A 17,951-nucleotide genomic window follows, 5' to 3' on the forward strand; every position below is an offset into this window, starting at 1 on the left:
TGGTGATGACCTTGAAGTGACTTTGTGGATATGAGTAAGAAAGGGGCACCCTCCGTGTCGAATGCACATTCCCGTATGGAACAACTCGTGGCGGATCTGAACCGTTACAATTATCATTATTACACGCTCGACGAGCCTGTCATCTCGGATAAAGAGTATGACAAGCTATATGACGAGCTCGTCGCGTTGGAGCGAGAAACGGGGGTTGTATTGTCCGATTCACCGACGAGTCGGGTCGGAGGCGAGATCCTGAAGGGATTCGATCCGCACCGTCACTTGTCGCGGCTGTGGAGCTTGGACAAGGCGCAGAATGAAGACGATCTGTATGCGTGGCATCAACGGGTCCTGCGCCTTATTCAAGACTACAACACGAAAAATCCAGAGGCAGAGCCTCTTCCTGCGCCCGCTTATGTGGTGGAGTTGAAATATGACGGATTGACCGTCAATCTGACCTATACGGATGGCCAGTTGGTCCAGGCGTCGACGCGCGGGAACGGCGTCGTTGGCGAGGCGATTTTGCCGCAGGTGAAGACGATCCGCTCTGTCCCGCTGACGATTCCGTACAAGGACGGCACGATTGAAGTGCAGGGCGAAGGCATTATGAACCTGTCTGTGCTGGATGCCTATAATAAGACAGCGGCCGAGCCGCTTAAAAATGCGCGCAATGCGGCGGCGGGAGCGCTCCGCAACTTGAATCCGCAAGTAACGGCGCAGCGGAAGCTGAGTGCTTTTTTCTATAATGTTGGCTACTCCGATGACGTAACGTTCACCACCCATCAAGAAATGATGGCATTTCTGAAGTCGAACCAATTCAAGGTGAATCCGTACATTACGTACTTCGATACGATAGAAGAGGTGCGCGAGGAACTGCATCGCGTGCAGGAGCAGCGCCCATCCTTGGATTATTTGATCGATGGGGCAGTCGTGAAGATTACCGATATGCGCACGCGCGAGGTGCTCGGCTACACGGATAAATTCCCGCGCTGGGCCGTTGCCTTCAAGTTCGAGGCAGAAGAGACGACGACCGTGCTGGAGTCGGTCAATTGGGAAGTCGGACGTACGGGTAAAATCACGCCGGTCGCGCGTGTAGAAGCGGTTGAGCTGGCCGGGGTGACCGTGCAGAACTGCACCTTGAACAATGTCGGCGACATCGAGCGGAAGAACCTGAAGCATGCACTGGGCGCACGTGTTTTCATCCGCCGTTCGAATGATGTCATTCCCGAAATTCTCGGTCGCGTGCCAGATGAAGAGGATGGCGAAGAAATTGTGTATCCGACGGAGTGCCCAGCTTGCGGATACACGCTTGAAATGCGCGGCGCGCATTTGTTCTGCAACAACAAGCTGAACTGCAAGCCGCAAATTGTGAGCCGTTTGGCGCACTTTGCCTCGCGTGATGCGATGGACATCGAGACGTTCAGCGTCATGACTGCGGAGCAGCTGCATGATGAGCTGAACGTACATGAACCCTCTGACCTGTACGCGCTCGCCTTCGAACAACTGGTCGTTCTCAATCGGTTCGGAGAGAAGAAGGCGAACAACCTGTTGGAGGCGCTGAATAAAAGCAAGACGCGCGACCTGGCGGCTTTCTTGTTCGCGCTCGGCATTCCGAATACGGGCAAGTCGACGACGCGGGCGCTTGCCGATCACTTCGGGACGCTGGAGGGCGTCATGCAAGCCTCAGCCGAGGAGCTAATCACTATTCCGGATGTGGGTGACATCGTGGCTGACAGCATCGTAACTTACTTCGCCGATCCTGTGAACCGAGCGAGCATTGACCGGATGCTTGAGCTTGGCGTAGAGCCGCAAGCAGTAGAGAAGCCTGCACCGGTAAGCGAAGATTCGTTCTTCTATGGAAAAACGGTCGTGCTGACCGGAACGCTGCACCTGATGACGCGCGAGGAAGCGACAGAGAAGCTGGAAGCGTGCGGTGCGAAGGTGACAGGCAGCGTATCGAAGAAGACCGATCTTGTCGTCGCGGGGGAGAAGGCGGGCAGCAAGCTGGCCAAGGCCGAGCAATTGGGCATTCCCGTCATTACGGACGAGAACGAGCTCGTGCGGCTGTTGAATGAAGCGCTTGGCGCGAGCGGCTCTGAAGCATAAGCGAACACTAAACCACAATAACCCCCTCTCCATCAGGATGAGGGGGTTATTCGTAATATTCGGCTAAGGTTGCTTCATGACGAGTTTGGTCAACATGACTGCTTTTTAGACCACTAAAAAAGTTCCATGATGTACGTTCCGCATGGACGAGAGAATGACCAAAGAGCTTGCCATTGCCGCGCTCGAAATACCAGAGTCATCTTAAGAAATACGAGCTAAGCGATAGCATGAGCCGTAAGGGGAACCGCTACGATAACGCTTACATTGAATTCTTTCATATCGTGCTGAATAAGGAACTCGTCTATCTAGAAAAATCAAGACGAGAACGCAGGTGGTACGAACGTATATTCTTGTTTACAGCGTGATTCTCTCGGTTTTATGTATCCAATCTATTGACAGAGTCCATTACCCTTATTTTTAAACTGTATATCTTTACGATTATAATCTAATAAATTAGAATATGAAATAATAGGAATATGATGTAATCATATCCTGCATTCATTTTTAAAGTAAGCCAATATTGAAGTGAAGGTTGATTCCATTAAGGTTGAAGATAACAATAGGAATGCTAAAACCCATCCATTAGTTGGAGGACTTGCTATCAATAGTGATGTAGTAATGGTTATGTTGCGACATGTACTGGAGCATTTAGCGCCAAGCTTTGGGGCCCGACAAGTACACAAGATGTTCATTTCTATATAACTGCAGGACATTGTGGTGATATGCTATCGGAGTGGAAACAAGGTGGGAACACAATTGGATATATGACAAAAAGAAATTACGGGGGAAACTCAGATGTAGGAGCAATTGAAATATACTCATCAGATTCCTCATATAAGCTTTATGGATCTAATGGAAAATCATCTGATCTGGCATTTTCAAAATACCAATTTGCATCTGACGATGTGATTGGTGATAATGTTTGTATGTCAGGCAGAAACTCAGGAAATGTCTGTGGTAAAATTGTAAGCCGAAATTTAAGTTTTAAGCAAAATGATGTACTATTTACCAATATAAGAAGTGCTACTTTTTCTGGTATGCCTGGTGATAGTGGGGCTCCTGTATTTAACCAACAGAGTGATGATTCGGCTCATGAACGCACAATTTATGGATTATTCAAAGGTGATATAACTTATTCAGATGGACATAGTGAAAGAATTTATTCTCAAGTTCAGTATATCTTTTCTGATTTGAACATTAATCAGATTATTGTCAATTAATTTTTTAAAATTAAAGGGGTAAATGATGTGGAAAAAAAACATCACTTCATTATATTTTTTAATATTTTATTTTTGTCATTATTCATTTATGGATGCTCCAATGATGAACCAAAAGAGAGTAAAACGGTGAAAGAAAAACTTGATGGATTTGAAGTGAGCTTGGAAGCAACTTCGATAAGCAACAATCGGATTTCCATTCAAACAAAGTTGAAGTATATCGGTGAAGAAGAGATACGAATAGAGCACTCTAAACCTCTCGTATCGATCTCCACTTCTGAAGATGGTAATGAGCGTTCTGCAGCACATTTTTTTGATGATGTGGGGATTTCAAAAAAGCTGGTCAAGGATGAGGAATACACTTTTGATGAGCCGATTATTATGAGTCGGAAACAGAAAGGAAGACAGACGGTTACAGCATTAGCGAAGTTTAACGCAAATACAAAAAAATATAGTATTCCAATTACCTTGATATTAGCAGGGGAATAGTCAAAAAAAGTTGTAGAAGGCCGTGAATGAACTGTAACCTGTGGAAGACACTCGATGCACTGCTTAGCAAAAGACAGCCGCTGATCTATTCCTTTATTCACGATCATCGCTACAAACTCCGCGTTGCGAAGATGTGCGCTGTGTTTCAAACGTAGTTCTCTCTGTTTTAGTGTATCCAATCTATTGACAGAGGTCCAACTGGTTTACGCGCGGTTGCTGTATGATGAGTTTCCTCAACATGATGTTGAACAGTAAGAATATGTATGATACAATTTGCGTATAATAAAAAGAAGATCGTAGCGTCAACTACGACCTTCTTCCCACAATAACCGCATGAAGAGCGGTTGGCTTAATTAGGTGAGCAATCTAAAAAGTAGACCGCAGACCTTGGTGGGGGCGGTCTACTTTTTCTTTAAGTAAGTGAGCAAAGCTAGAATGAACATTCCGAAAAGGAACATTAGACTCAATGCTTCAAATACGCTCACTGGCATCACCTCCTTTGCAGGAGATTAGCCAACCGCCCAAAAGCCATTATTGTGTTCCTATGACTATATCATAATATTTCCAATTGAACTAGATAGTGTGCTCCTGCATTGCGTGCGAAGTGCGAACTACTGCTCCAATTTCAATATCCGCCAGCCCATACCCTCGACCTCAACCTGCAAGCCCTTGTGATTTCCCGTCAGCATTGATAATAGTGCAGCAGGCCGGTATCCTACCGCCTTTCATCCTACTCCATGCATTTGCGGAAGCCTGGTTCATGCTCCCTGTCCAATCTGACCTCGTCCATAATAAATGCATGGCGTGCCCAAGAACGTCAACTGGAACAGCGCGGCCAGCTTCATCGTGCGCTTGTCGTTGCCGCACAGCGTCAGCAGACGCGGCGTATCATGGCTGTCCAGCAGGTAATGTTCTCTCCTTTGGCTTATTTAGGTTGTTCGAAAAGTCCCCTTTTGAGCATGATGCATCCTAAGAGGCCATTCGACATCGAATAGCACTGCCCGGACAAATCGTCTCCGCGGCATTGATTTTAGGGTTGAGCCACTACTAATTTATAATCCGCATACAAGCGCGTGTTGCAGTATAATTATTTTGAGGTGATTATCATGAGGCGATTGAGAATTCGTTTACTGCTCCCTTTTATCATTTTATCCGGATGCTACCACAATCAAGCCTCTACTGAAACGAGCATCCATCAGCAACCAAATAACTATATGGAGTCAAACGAATCTGCACACAACATACCCGAAAAAGCGCTCCCCGAGACATGATGGGCTCACCTATGTGCTGTTCTCTGGAAAAGAGACGAATGGAACGACGTCCCCTCTCTATAGCAACGAGCAACTGCTGGAAATTGCAAATACGATAGAGTAAGTCCTGAATCCGTGAAAGATTTTCACGCGATAGACCACACCATTGAACAGTAAGAATATGTATGATACAATTTGCGTATAATAAAAAGAAGATCGTAGCGTCAACTACGACCTTCTTCCCACAATAACCGCATGAAGAGCGGTTGGCTTTTTACAAGGTGCGAAAGTAGACCGCAGACCTTTGAGACAGGGCGGTCTACTTTTTCTTTAAGTAAGTGAGCAAAGCAAGAATGAACATTCCGAAAAGGAACATTAGACTCAATGCTTCAAATACGCTCACTGGCATCACCTCCTTTGCAGGAGACTAGCCAACCGCCCAAAAGCCATTATTGTGTTCCTATGACTATATCATAATATTTCCAATTGAACTAGATAGAGTGCTCCTGCATTGCTTGCGGATACGGACTACTGCTTCAATTTCAATATCCGCCAGCCCATACCCTCGACCTCAACCTGCAAGCCCTTGTGATTTCCCGCCAGCATTTCGCCCGTATCGGACCTGTCATCGATACTGACACTCTGCCATACACCTTCACAAATCTGCAGACTTACCGTCTGGCTTTGCTCAGATCCGTTCAGCACGAAGAGCCAGCGCCCATTCGCATCTGCCCGCTCATACGCAATGACCCGGTCGTTCTCCTCTGCATGAACGAAGCGGAAGCTGCCCGTCCGCAGCGCGGAGTGCGCATGCCGCAGCGCGATCAGGCTGCGATAATAGTGCAGCAGGCCGGCATCCTGCCGCTTTTCGTCCCATTCCATGCATTTGCGGCAGCCTGGATCATGATCCCCGTCCAATCCGACCTCGTCGCCATAATAAATGCATGGCGTGCCCAAGAACGTCAGCTGGAACAGAGCAGCAAGCTTCATCTTGCGCTTGTCGTTGCCGCACAGCGTCAGCAGACGCGGCGTATCATGACTGTCCAGCAGGTTGAACATGACCTCGTTAGCCTGCAGCGGGTAGCTTGCCAGCTGATGCTGGATCGCTTGCGCGAATCCGATTCCGTCAATCGATTCCTGTGCAAAAAAGTCATGCATTGCATACGTGAACGGATAGTTCATCACCGCATCGAACTGATCGCCCTGCAGCCACATCATGCCCTCGTGGAACATCTCGCCCAAAATATAAGCGTCTGGGTTAACGGCTTTAACCGTTTGGCGGAATTCACGCCAGAACTGGTGGTCCACTTCATTGGCGACATCGAGCCGCCAGCCGTCGATGCCGACCTCTTCAATCCAGTAGCGCGCCACATCGAGCAAATAGGTCTTCACTTCCGGATGCTCCGTGTTCAACTTCGGCATCATCGGTGTGAACGCAAACGTGTCGAAGGTCGGCACGTCGTCAATCACCTCGAGCGGGAACTGACGGACATGGAACCAATCCTTGTAGGCGGATTGCTCGCCTTTTTCGAGCACGTCAACAAAAGGCGGGAACGTGTGGCCGCAATGATTGAATACCGCATCGAGCAGCACGCGAATGCCGCGGTCGTGACACACTTGCACCAATTCCTTCAGCTTTTCATTCGTGCCGAAGTGCGGGTCGACCTTCATGTAGTTTTTCGTATCGTACTTATGGTTCGTTGTCGCTTCAAATATAGGGGTGAAGTATATCGCCGTTACGCCGAGCTGTTCCAAATGATCGAGGTGGTTCAGAACCCCCTGCAGGTCGCCGCCAAAATAATTGTCCGGCTTCGGATCGCCGCCCCAAAGCAGCACATCCTCCGGATCGTTGCTTGCATCGCCATTGGCAAAGCGTTCCGGGAAAATTTGATAGAACACCGCATCCTTCACCCAAGCCGGCGGCGCAAAGATGTCCGCAGGGTTCAGGAACGGATACTCGAACCAGCTCTTCGTCGGCTCCGGCGTTTCCTGTTGGAAGCCGCGCTCGGTCATCCACACCGTGTCATGCGCATCCTCCAGCTTGAAGGCGTAGGCGAGACGGCGGAATGGAGGAATCGTCTCCGCTTGCCAATAATCGAACAGCTCATCCTGATACATGCGCGTCATCGGAACAGAGATGGTCTTCTCTATTCCCTCCCAGCTGTTGAACTTATCCCCGTAATAGACGGTGACACGATTCACGTCATTTTTCTTCGTGCGGATGCGAACGTGAATGGTTTTGTGGTCATAAGCATATGCCCAGTTCTGCTTAGGGCGATGGTAAATGGCTTCGAGCAGCATAATAATGTCCTCTCCTTTGGCTTATATCGAACTGCTTGCAGACTGACGAACGAACGATTGATGTTTACGCTTCGGAATCGGGAGACGTCACTGACCTTCGCCATATAAGCTGATGCGGAATGATGATGCGAGCCTGCTCGAACCCGTCGCCCTTAATACGCTGGATTAGAGCCTGAACTGTAGATTGGCCCATTTGATACATGCCGATATCGACGCTTGAAATCTGCGGCAAGCACATCTCAGCCAGCGATGTGTTGTTAAATCCGACGACACTGCAATCCTCCGGAACCCGGAGCCCGTTATTCCATAGCGAGCGGATGATGCCGAAGGCAACGACGTCATCGATTGCAATGATGGCGGTCGGGCGTTCTTCAAGCTTCAAAATCTGTTCGGTGACTTGCATCGCCGAGTCAGGCGTGAATGCGCCTTCAAAAACATAGTCGCACCGGAACGGAATGCCCCCATCGAGCAAGGCCTTGCTATATCCGTCCAACCGGTCTTTCGAGACCGTCAATTCGAATGGCCCGCTGACGAAGCCGATACGGCGGTGACCGAGTTCAATTAGATGGCGAGTTATCGCCTGAGCGGCTGCAATGTTGTCGTTATCCACGGAAGTGATATCGCTGTAATCCTCGCTGCGCCCAACGAGCACGAACGGAAACTTTTTCTCCCGCAAAAACGATATATTCGGATCCTCTCGTTGAGAGGCGAGCAAAATAATGCCGTCGACGTTGCGCCCCTGAACGAGCCGCTCTACCGCTTTCCATTCTTCTATTTCATTGGTGCTGGTGGTCATCAAAATATCATAACCGCTGGAAGCTGCCTTCGTCACGATGCCCCGAATAATTTCGGAGAAGAACTGATTCTGGAACAGTTCTTCTGCGGGGCGGGGGAGAACAATGCCGATATTGTGCGTTGTCCTCGTAACTAAGCTCTTGGCCATAAGGTTCGGGTGGTAACCAAGCTCTTCCATGACCTTGCGTACTTTGCGGCTTGTCTTCTGGCTGATACGCGAATCGTTCGAGATTACGCGCGACACCGTAGAAGGCGAGACGCCAGCCTTTTCGGCCACATTAATTATGGTTACTGCCATCGGGAAAAAACCTCACTTACTATAAATGTTCTCAAGTATGAATCACAGTATAAAATAAAATATTTTTTTGTGCAAACGGTTTACAAGATAAAAGTTGAATTGTATAATCAACATATACGCAACCGCTTACAAGGCCTTTGTGAGAAAGGGTTTATTTTTTTAATGTTCTATGCAAAGGTTTGCATAGATATAGGCACAATTTTGCACCATGGTACCTCAGCTTCAACTTTGCACGCTTTGAAATTAGCAAACTTGCACAATTGAAAGGGGATTCACACATGAAGAAATGGGTAGTAACGCTTTTGTCGGTCATGATGGTATTTACAATTACGGCTTGTTCCTCCGGCGGCGGCAATAATTCGACGAACGGGGCGGGAGCAACGACAGATGCTGCGGAGTCGACAGACACGGCGACGGACAGCGGAGCAGCGGAAAGCGATCAGTTGGTTCCCGAAGAAGGAGCAAGCTTGATCGTATGGGAGAGTAAAGAAAGTCGTCCTTTCATCGAGGCTATCGCCAAGGAATTCACAGAGAAGTACAAAGTTCCCGTCAAGTTCGAAGAAGTGGCGGCTCCTGACCAAGTCAATAAGCTGGTCAATGACGGTCCTGCCGGCATTGCAGCGGATATCGTAGTCTTCCCGCATGACAACCTGGGTAAAGCGGTAACGGCTGGTCTCGTGTTCCCGAACGATTTCCATGAGGCACAGACACGCGAAGCGAACTCCGAATTGGCAGTCAATGCAGCATCTTTTGATGGCGTGCTGTACGGATATCCGCGTTCTGTAGAAACGCTCATCATGTTCTATAACAAAGACTTGCTGCCAGAGGCACCTAAGACCATGGAAGAGGTTGTTGAACTATCCAAGAAAATGAACGACATACCTAACAAAAAGTACACGTACATGTGGGAAATTGGGAACTTCTATTATGACTACATGTATCTGGCAACAACAGGCGGCTACGTGTTCGGCAACAATGGCAGCGATAAAGCGGACATTGGCTTGAACAACGAAGGTGCGGTTAAAGGGGCGGCGTTCCTGCAGCAGTTTGCTAAGCAGGTGCTTCCATTGACGACATCCGATGTAACGGGCGATGTGAAAAAGGGCTTGTTCTCCAGCGGTCAATTGGCGATGAATATCGACGGACCATGGGCGATTCCGGACTTGAAGAAAGCAGGCATCAACCTCGGCGCAGCAGTAATTCCAAGCATCGATGGCCAGCCTTCCAAGACGTTCTCCGGCGTGAAAGCTTGGTATGTCAACTCTTACACGAAATATCCGAATGCGGCTAAGCTGTTCGCAGAATATGCATCGACGAAAGACGCTCAGCTGAAAGCCTTCGAATTGAATGGCGTTGTCCCTTCTAACAAAGAAGCGGCAGCTGATCCGACAGTAGCCAACGATCCGTTCACCGTTGCGGTATTGGAGCAGTTCAAGAACTCTTACCCAATGCCGGCTATTCCAGAGATGGGCAGTGTATGGAGCCCGATGGCGGCAGGTCTTGCAGACGTGCTGAACAAAGGAAAAGATCCGAAAGCAGCGCTTGATAACGCCGTACAGCAAATTAAAGACGCCAATAAATAAAAGTGCGTGTTCCAAAAAGGTCAACTTGACTCGCAATCAAAAGGAAGGCAGCTTTATTAACTTCCTCTAAATAAAGAGAGAAAAAAGCCCGGGGGAGCAATCGCTTGCCCGGGTCGTTTAAATTGGTCGGACGTCGTGAAATAACGATATTGGATATGGAGAAAGGAGAGTCCTTTATGAGCACTCGACAATCGGCTTCTTCGGGTGATGCGCAATCTGCACTTCATCAGACAGGGCCGACGCCAGGTGAGACACATACAAAATACGCGAGCAAAGCTGCTATGCTTTCTGGTGTGTTCTGGGGTCTAGGGCAACTATTTAACCGTCAGTATCTCAAAGGTATTCTGCTCATGCTGTGTGAAGCCTTGGGGCTTTACTATTTAATCAATCAATTGCCGCGTGCATTATGGGGATTATACACACTCGGCGAGACGCCTTCCCAAATGCAGAAGGTCGGCAAGCTTTACAAGATGGTGGCTGGCGATCATTCCATCCACCTCATTATTAGCAGCTTAATTACCCTGGTTGTCCTGTTTGTATTTATTTGGATGTACATTTTAGTTGTGAAGGACGCCTTTGCAGTCGGACGTCTGCGTGAACGGGGCGATACACCGAATCGTTTCCTGCAGAGCTTGGAATATGTGAAAGAGAACAAATTCGCCTATTTGTTTTTGGCTCTGCCGACAGCGGCTGTATTGTTCTTTACGATTATGCCGATCATCTTCATGATCTTGCTTGCCTTCACGAACTATTCGGCGCCTGAGCATATTCCGCCGGCGAAGCTTGTCGATTGGGTTGGCTTGCAGAACTTTAAAGATTTGCTGCAGCTTGGATCATGGAGTGACACGTTCTACGGCGTATTGACGTGGACGATCATTTGGGCCATCTTGGCTACCGTCACTTGTTATTTTGGCGGTATTCTAGTAGCGCTGCTGGTACAGCAGGCGGGAATTCGTTTCAAGACGATGTGGCGCACTATTTTTATTATTCCGTATGCGATTCCGCAAATGTTGTCGTTTCTCATTATGCGCAACATGTTTAACGGTGAATTCGGTCCAATCAACCAATACTTGAGCTATTTCGGGTTAGGCAAGCTGCCTTGGCTGTCCGATCCGTTCTGGGCCAAAGTAACTGTGCTTATGGTCAATATGTGGGTAGGTATTCCGGTTACGATGGTGCTTGTCATCGGCATATTGACTACGATTCCGAAAGATATGTACGAAGCTGCGGATGTTGACGGAGCAACGGCATGGCACAAATTCCGCTCCATCACGATGCCGATGATTCTGTACTCAACAGCACCTATTTTAATTGGGCAATTTGCAGGTAATATTAATAATTTTAACGTCATCTTCCTGATGACCAACGGGAACCCGCCTAACGGCGAATACCAATATGCGGGCAGCACTGACTTGCTTGTCACCTGGCTGTACAAGTTGACGCTGGATAACAACAAGTTCAATATGGCGGCAGCCATAGGCATCATTATCTTCATTATTGTGGCCTCGCTATCGATATGGAGCTATCGCCGTACACGTTCATTCCGAGAGGAGGATCTCATCCAATGAGTGTGGGGAAAAAGAAAAATTCAAAGCTGCGTCTCACATTTAGCTACCTGCTGTTAATCATCATTGCAATAAGCGTCTTTTATCCGACCATTTGGATTTTGATGTCCTCCATCCGGCCGGGAACGTCTATTTATAGCGAAACGTTAATTCCGAAAAACCCGACGTTTGAGCATTACATTAGCTTATTCACATCGGACCAATACCAGTATGGCCGCTGGTATTTGAACACATTAAAGATAGCGACCTTTAACATGATTTTCGGTGTTATTCTGGTCGTCATGACCGCTTATGCCTTGTCGCGCTTCCGTTTCTACGGACGCAAAAATTTGATGTCGGGGATGCTGGTGCTCGGCATGTTCCCTGGATTTATGAGCATGATCGCCATATACATCCTGCTGATGCAGCTTAATTTGCTGGATACGCATATGGCCTTGATTTTGGTGTACTCGGCGGGAGCTCCGTTAGGAGCGTTTGTCGTGAAAGGTTTCTTCGATACCATTCCGAAGAGTCTGGAGGAATCGGCTCGCATTGATGGAGCCTCCCATTGGACCGTATTTCGTAAAATTATGCTGCCACTTTCCAAGCCGATGATCACATACGTTGGTCTTACCACTTTCGCCGGCGCGTGGGGTGACTTCATCTTTGCCCGCCTCGTATTGCGGACGAAGGAGAAGTGGACGCTTGCCATCGGACTTTGGGATATGGTTAACAACGCATCGACCAACTTTACGATGTTCGCGGCCGGTGCCGTGTTGATAGCCATTCCGATTGCACTTTTGTACTTATTCCTGCAGCGCTTCCTCGTGGAAGGACTTACAGCCGGGGCGAGTAAAGGATAATGGGAGCTGGAATGGGATTAAATTAGAAAGAAGTAGGAGCAGGAGGGATTACGATGCTAGACACAAGTGCAGCGATACACCCAGAGAATGCAAGCCAGCATACAGAGAGAAGCACGGGCGTGCAGCTTGGGATGATTACACAGATTACAGAACAGAATAATGCGCTTCTGCTTATGGGAGAGCATTTTAATCTGGCCATAACATCGGTAGACGGCGGTTCGATTCGCATCAAGTCATTCCGCGGACAGCAGCCGAATTGGAAGACGACTCCGGCGATTATAGCGTCGGAGACCCGTACTCAAGAGCCGCTGAAGTGGACGGCTGATGAAGAGCGGGTGTCAGTTGTTAGCGGAAGCACAACAGTTGAAATGAATCGGAAGACAGGTTCCTTGTCCATCCGCAACGGAGAACAACAGGTGAACATCCTCAGTGTGCAGCGAAATCGGGAGTCTCTAGGCGACTATACGGCATTTATTTCGCTGAGTGAAGATGACCATATTTATGGCCTCGGGGAAAAGACAGGATTTCTGGATAAGCGCGGCGAGCGCTATACGATGTGGAATACCGACGTGTACGCCCCTCATGTGCCGGAAATGGAAGCCTTATATCAATCCATTCCTTTCCTGACGGTGTTGAATAACGGCAACGGTTATGGATTGTTCTTGGACAATCCGGGCAAGACCGTATTTGATATGCGTACTTATGCGGACATGGCGATGATTCAATCTTGGACGGGTGAGCTTGATTTATATTGGATTGAGGGACCGACCATGAAGGAAGTTATCGTCCGCTACAGTGAGCTGACCGGACGCATGCCGCTGCCGCCGAAGTGGGCGCTCGGATATCACCAATCACGTTACAGCTATATGGATGAAAAAGAAGTGATGGATCTGGCGCATACGTTCCGCGACAAGGAGATCCCTTGCGATGTCATCCATCTCGACATTCATTATATGAACGGCTATCGCGTCTTTACGTTTGATGAGAGCCGCTTCCCGAATCCGGAGCAGATGATGGCGCGGCTGCGCGAGCTCGGCTTCCATATCGTTCCGATCGTGGATCCGGGTGTGAAGAAGGATCCGATGTATGCCGTCTATATGGAAGGTGTCGACGAGAACTTCTTCTGCAAAACGGCCGAGGGAGACATATATACCGGTCCGGTCTGGCCGGGAGAGAGCGCATTCCCGGACTTCACTGAATCGCGCGTTCGCGATTGGTGGACGGAGAAGCAGCGCTTCTATACGGACTTGGGCATCGACGGCATCTGGAACGACATGAACGAGCCGGCCATCTTCAATGAGACGAAGACGATGGACGTCAATGTCATGCACGGCAACGAAGGCGACCGCAAGACCCACGGCGAACTGCACAATCTGTACGGCATGTGCATGTCCCAGGCGAGCTATGAAGGACTGAAGGCACTGCTCGACGGCAAGCGTCCATTCGTATTGACGCGTGCAGGCTACAGCGGTATTCAACGCTATGCAGCCGTATGGACAGGAGACAACCGCAGCTTCTGGGAGCATATGTCGATGGCGATGCCAATGGTGCTCAACCTGGGGATGTCCGGCGTTCCGTTCGCGGGACCGGATATCGGCGGCTTCGCCCATCATACAAGCGGCGAGCTGCTGGCACGGTGGATGCAGATGGGTGTCTTCTTCCCGTACTGCCGCAATCATAGTGCCATTGATACGCTCCGTCAGGAGCCTTGGTCGTTCGGCGAAGAGATCGAGCGCATCTGCCGGCAATACATTTCATTGCGCTACCAATGGATGCCTTACCTGTATCATTGGTTCTATGAAGCCTCCAAAACGGGGCTTCCGGTTATGCGTCCGCTTGTGCTCGAATATCCGAACGATCCACAAGTATATAATTTGTGCGACCAATTCCTTGTGGGCGATTCGGTTATCGTTGCTCCGGTATACCGCCCGAATACGGAATGGCGATCTGTGTATTTGCCAGAAGGCGAGTGGGTGGATTACTGGAGCGGGGAGCGCTATGCGGGCCAGCAGCACATTCATGTGCATGCGCCGCTTGCGAAGCTGCCGATCTTTATCCGCGCAGGCGCTATTCTGTTGGAAGGTCCGGTTCGCCAGTATGCGGATGAGGCGGTTGCGGATGAGTTCGTGACGGCATCCATCTATCTGCAGGGCAGAAGCGGGACGAGCAGTCTGGAATGGTACGAAGATGACGGCTTGACATTTGCCTATGAAGACGGGGAATGGAATAAGATGCTTATCGAAGCGACAGAGTCCGAGCAAGCACTGAACGTGACGGCGAAATATACAACTCGCGGTTACGATTCGCAGCGGGCAAGCATCCAATTCCGCATCATCGGCCTTGCGGCCGCTCCGAAGGGTGTTGCTGGATCGGGTGAGCAGGTTCAGGCTGCGCAGCTGGCACAGCAAGCTTCGGGCTGGGCTTATGAAGCCGAGCGCGGTGAGCTGTGGTTGAAGTTGCCTAACACTACGGATGGAATTGAAATGAATATCACATTGTAAAAGTAGAATGAACTGAAAAAGCGATGGAGCATTCGGCTGTGAGGCCGGGATGTCCCATCGCTTTTTTTATTGATAACTTTTCCCGCCAAACATTTCTATTTCACCAAAAATAATTGATTAATCGCTCAACTTAACATGAACACGGGTCATCGCCCTTGCTTACGAATCCGAATTGAACGCTATTACCGAGTCGCGCCATATGAGCTGATGTGGAATAATGATCCGAGCTTGCTCAAAGCCATCGCCCTTAATACGCTGGATGAGCGCTTGGACCGCCGAACTGCCCATCTGATAAATACCGATATCGATACTAGCGATCGGAGGCAGGCACATTTCAGACAACAACGTATTATTGAAGCCAACCACACTGCAGTCTTCCGGTACGCGCAAGCCGTTGCTTCGCAATGAACGAATGATGCCGAATGCGACAACATCATCGATCGCAACAATGGCCGTCGGACGTTCCTCTAGCTTTAAGATTCGCTCCGTCATCTGTGCCGACGATTCCTGGCTGAATTCGCCTTCCAATATGTACTCTTCACGAGATGGGATTCCCGCCTCCATCAATGCTTTGCTGAATCCATCCAGCCGATCCTTCGATACCGTCAAATTGAATGGACCGCTCACAAAGGCAATATTGCGGTGACCCAACTGGATCAACCTGCGTGTAGTGTCATACGATGCAGCAATATTATCGTTATCCACCGAAATGATATCCAAATACTGATCACTGCGGCCGACCAGCACGAATGGGAACTGTTTGTCCCGTAAAAAGGAAATAATCTGATCGTCTCTGCGAGAGGACAATAAAATGATGCCATCCACATTTCGGCCATGCACTAACCGTTCGACCGCCTTCTCTTCTTCCATCTGACTTGTTCCGGCAGTCATGAGCACATCATAGCGGCTGGAAGCTGCCTTCGTAACGATGCCGCGAATAATTTCGGAGAAAAATTGATTCTGAAACACCTCATCCGCAGGGCGAGGCAGGACGATGCCCAAATTGTTCGTTGTCTTCGTGACCAGACTCTTCGCAAGCATATTTGGGTGATACCCCAGCTCTTCCATTGCTTTGCGCACCTTGCGGCTCGTCTTCTGGCTAATACGCGAATCATTCGAGATGACACGTGATACGGTAGATGGAGACACGCCTGCTTTTTCAGCTACATGAATAATCGTTACTGCCATCGGATTGTCCTCGCTTTGCAAAATAGTACCCAGAGTATAAGTCATAACCGGAGCGGGTGCAAAGCATTTGCAACAATATATGAAGACTCCGCTGAACAATCCATTTCATTCATTTGTAATCTGTCGTTCATATTCGGTTCAGTTCTCTTTCTACAATATAAAAGTCCGAAGCGACATCCTGATATGCTCAAAGGACATTATCGTTGTGGGAATAGATAGATTGGAGTGGATGAATCATGTTTTTGGCTATCCGTGAGTTGAAGCGTGCGAAATCAAGATTCGTGCTCATCGGACTCATTATGGTGCTGGTCGCATGCTTGACGCTAATTGTGTCGGGACTGGCGAATGGACTATCGGGGGGACAATGCATCTGCGATACAAAATATGAACGCGGACTACATTATATATCAATCCGACACCGATTATAAATTATCCCGTTCCGCCTTGTCATGGGGCAAGCTTGATGAAATCAAGCAGTAGGACGGGGTGAACGATGCCGCGCCGCTCATTCAGACGATGCTGACCGTAACTCAGGAGCATACGGCGCAGAAATCGGACGTTTCCTTGTTCGCTATTGAACAGAACAGCGTGCTGATGCCAAAAATTATCGAAGGCAAATCACTGTCCGGAAGCGGGAGGCATGAAGTTGTAGTCGACGCTTCGCTAAAAGAAGACGGAGTGAAGCTTGGTGACGTGCTGACGATTAAAGATACGACCGCTGCGATGAGTGTCGTTGCAGGTGGAAGAGGGAGAATTCGTTGTCGTTGTGGGCCCTTCTGGCTCGGGGAAAAGCACCTTTTTATCGATTGCAGGGGTATTGCCCACGCCGTCAAGCGGACGCATTATAATTAATGGGACGGATATTGCGGGAATTACAACGATACGATTGCGCGTGCGTTAATGAACGATCCTGAGGTTATATTGGCCGATGAGCCTACTGCGAGCTTAGATTCCAAGCGAGGACGGTCGGTCGTGGAAATGCTTGCTTCTGAAGTAAAGGCCAGGCGCAAGGCTGCGGTCATGGTTACACATGACGAACGTGTATTGGATTTATGTGATCGGATCGTCACTATTAAGGATGGCGCGCTTGTGGAAGAGCAAGCGCAGAAGCGAAGTCATACGGTTTAGGCGAAACAATAAGAAATAGCGCGCAGCTGACTCGTGTGATTAGTTCCTTCTCTTTTGAATTAGGTTTCTCGACAAAATGGGATGCAGCTTGACACCGCATCCCCAAATATCATTTGTAATTTATTTCTTGTTGCATCGAATAAAGCAAATATGGTACATTATTTCTTGTCGATTCGACGCGAAACTTGCTGAAACACAATGAAATAAAAAAGTGTTGACAACAAAATGTCGATTTGATATAGTAGTTAAGCGCTGACGCCGAAAGGCATCGACGCACGAAAGTTAAATAAGAAATATGAGTTCCTTGAAAACTGAACAAATGACAAAGCAAGAGAATGAAAATTCTCGTCAGCAATACAATGAGCAAGTCAAACTAACTTTAACGGAGAGTTTGATCCTGGCTCAGGACGAACGCTGGCGGCGTGCCTAATACATGCAAGTCGAGCGGAGCTGATGGAGTGCTTGCACTCCTGATGCTTAGCGGCGGACGGGTGAGTAACACGTAGGTAACCTGCCTGTGAGACTGGGATAACTACCGGAAACGGTAGCTAATACCGGATAGACATCTTCCTCGCCTGAGGGAGATGGGAAAGACGGAGCAATCTGTCACTTGCAGATGGACCTGCGGCGCATTAGCTAGTTGGTGGGGTAACGGCTCACCAAGGCGACGATGCGTAGCCGACCTGAGAGGGTG

The 17,951-nt window shown here is 48.9% G+C and carries 13 protein-coding genes, 1 rRNA gene and 2 pseudogenes; 10 read left to right on the plus strand and 6 right to left on the minus strand.

Features of this window, described 5'->3' with window-relative positions; genetic code table 11:
* The first annotated feature begins 75 nt into the window (after positions 1 to 75).
* The 3 genes from ligA (at position 76) to M3650_RS09435 (ending at position 3,806) form a co-directional block, all read left to right on the plus strand.
* Positions 76 to 2,100 carry an NAD-dependent DNA ligase LigA gene (gene ligA / locus M3650_RS09425; RefSeq protein ID WP_251574194.1) on the plus strand — a complete coding sequence of 675 codons (2,025 nt, stop codon included), beginning with the start codon at positions 76 to 78 and terminating at the stop codon, positions 2,098 to 2,100.
* Positions 2,101 to 2,864: 764 nt separating this feature from the next.
* Positions 2,865 to 3,320 carry a chymotrypsin family serine protease gene (locus tag M3650_RS09430; protein WP_251574134.1) on the plus strand — a complete coding sequence of 152 codons (456 nt, stop codon included), beginning with the start codon at positions 2,865 to 2,867 and terminating at the stop codon, positions 3,318 to 3,320.
* Between the two features lie 27 nt (positions 3,321 to 3,347).
* Positions 3,348 to 3,806, plus strand: a complete 459-nt coding sequence (locus tag M3650_RS09435; RefSeq protein WP_251574136.1) for a hypothetical protein — start codon at positions 3,348 to 3,350, stop codon at positions 3,804 to 3,806.
* Between the two features lie 401 nt (positions 3,807 to 4,207).
* On the opposite strand, the gene M3650_RS31890 is transcribed toward M3650_RS09435, so the two are convergent.
* The 5 genes and pseudogenes from M3650_RS31890 to M3650_RS09460 form a co-directional block, all read right to left on the minus strand.
* Positions 4,208 to 4,297 (minus strand): putative holin-like toxin, encoded by a 90-nt coding sequence (locus M3650_RS31890; protein ID WP_254912210.1) that lies wholly within the window; start codon positions 4,295 to 4,297, stop codon positions 4,208 to 4,210.
* A 242-nt stretch (positions 4,298 to 4,539) separates the two neighbouring features.
* Positions 4,540 to 4,711: pseudogene (locus M3650_RS09445) on the minus strand (alpha-amylase family glycosyl hydrolase); the annotation flags it as partial.
* 664 nt (positions 4,712 to 5,375) lie between these two features.
* On the minus strand, positions 5,376 to 5,465 hold the full coding sequence (locus M3650_RS31895; protein ID WP_254912210.1) for a putative holin-like toxin: 90 nt from the start codon (positions 5,463 to 5,465) through the stop codon (positions 5,376 to 5,378).
* 119 nt (positions 5,466 to 5,584) lie between these two features.
* On the minus strand, positions 5,585 to 7,357 hold the full coding sequence (locus tag M3650_RS09455; protein ID WP_251574138.1) for an alpha-glycosidase: 1,773 nt from the start codon (positions 7,355 to 7,357) through the stop codon (positions 5,585 to 5,587).
* Between the two features lie 64 nt (positions 7,358 to 7,421).
* On the minus strand, positions 7,422 to 8,450 hold the full coding sequence (locus M3650_RS09460) for a LacI family DNA-binding transcriptional regulator (RefSeq protein ID WP_233696398.1): 1,029 nt from the start codon (positions 8,448 to 8,450) through the stop codon (positions 7,422 to 7,424).
* 278 nt (positions 8,451 to 8,728) lie between these two features.
* Between M3650_RS09460 and M3650_RS09465 the strand changes: the two genes are divergently transcribed.
* The 4 genes from M3650_RS09465 (at position 8,729) to M3650_RS09480 (ending at position 14,941) form a co-directional block, all read left to right on the plus strand.
* Positions 8,729 to 10,033, plus strand: coding sequence for a sugar ABC transporter substrate-binding protein (locus M3650_RS09465; RefSeq protein ID WP_251574140.1), 1,305 nt, complete (start codon positions 8,729 to 8,731; stop codon positions 10,031 to 10,033).
* Between the two features lie 281 nt (positions 10,034 to 10,314).
* Positions 10,315 to 11,601 (plus strand): carbohydrate ABC transporter permease, encoded by a 1,287-nt coding sequence (locus M3650_RS09470; RefSeq protein WP_483311736.1) that lies wholly within the window; start codon positions 10,315 to 10,317, stop codon positions 11,599 to 11,601.
* On the plus strand, positions 11,598 to 12,440 hold the full coding sequence (locus M3650_RS09475) for a sugar ABC transporter permease (RefSeq protein WP_019424817.1): 843 nt from the start codon (positions 11,598 to 11,600) through the stop codon (positions 12,438 to 12,440). Before M3650_RS09470 ends, M3650_RS09475 begins: the two co-directional genes overlap by 4 nt.
* A gap of 53 nt (positions 12,441 to 12,493) precedes the next feature.
* Positions 12,494 to 14,941, plus strand: coding sequence for a glycoside hydrolase family 31 protein (locus M3650_RS09480; RefSeq protein WP_251574144.1), 2,448 nt, complete (start codon positions 12,494 to 12,496; stop codon positions 14,939 to 14,941).
* Between the two features lie 159 nt (positions 14,942 to 15,100).
* On the opposite strand, the gene M3650_RS09485 is transcribed toward M3650_RS09480, so the two are convergent.
* Positions 15,101 to 16,129, minus strand: coding sequence for a LacI family DNA-binding transcriptional regulator (locus tag M3650_RS09485; RefSeq protein WP_251574146.1), 1,029 nt, complete (start codon positions 16,127 to 16,129; stop codon positions 15,101 to 15,103).
* A gap of 236 nt (positions 16,130 to 16,365) precedes the next feature.
* On the opposite strand from M3650_RS09485, the gene M3650_RS09490 reads away from it, so the two are divergent.
* The 3 genes and pseudogenes from M3650_RS09490 to M3650_RS09500 all read left to right on the plus strand — a co-directional run.
* On the plus strand, positions 16,366 to 16,557 hold the full coding sequence (locus tag M3650_RS09490) for a hypothetical protein (RefSeq protein WP_251574153.1): 192 nt from the start codon (positions 16,366 to 16,368) through the stop codon (positions 16,555 to 16,557).
* 299 nt (positions 16,558 to 16,856) lie between these two features.
* Positions 16,857 to 17,257 (plus strand): annotated as a pseudogene (locus tag M3650_RS09495) (ATP-binding cassette domain-containing protein); the annotation flags it as partial.
* Between the two features lie 379 nt (positions 17,258 to 17,636).
* A 16S ribosomal RNA gene (locus M3650_RS09500) occupies positions 17,637 to 17,951 on the plus strand; the annotation flags it as partial.

The organism is Paenibacillus sp. MER TA 81-3 (assembly GCF_023713585.1).
Lineage (GTDB): Bacteria > Bacillota > Bacilli > Paenibacillales > Paenibacillaceae > Paenibacillus_B > Paenibacillus_B profundus.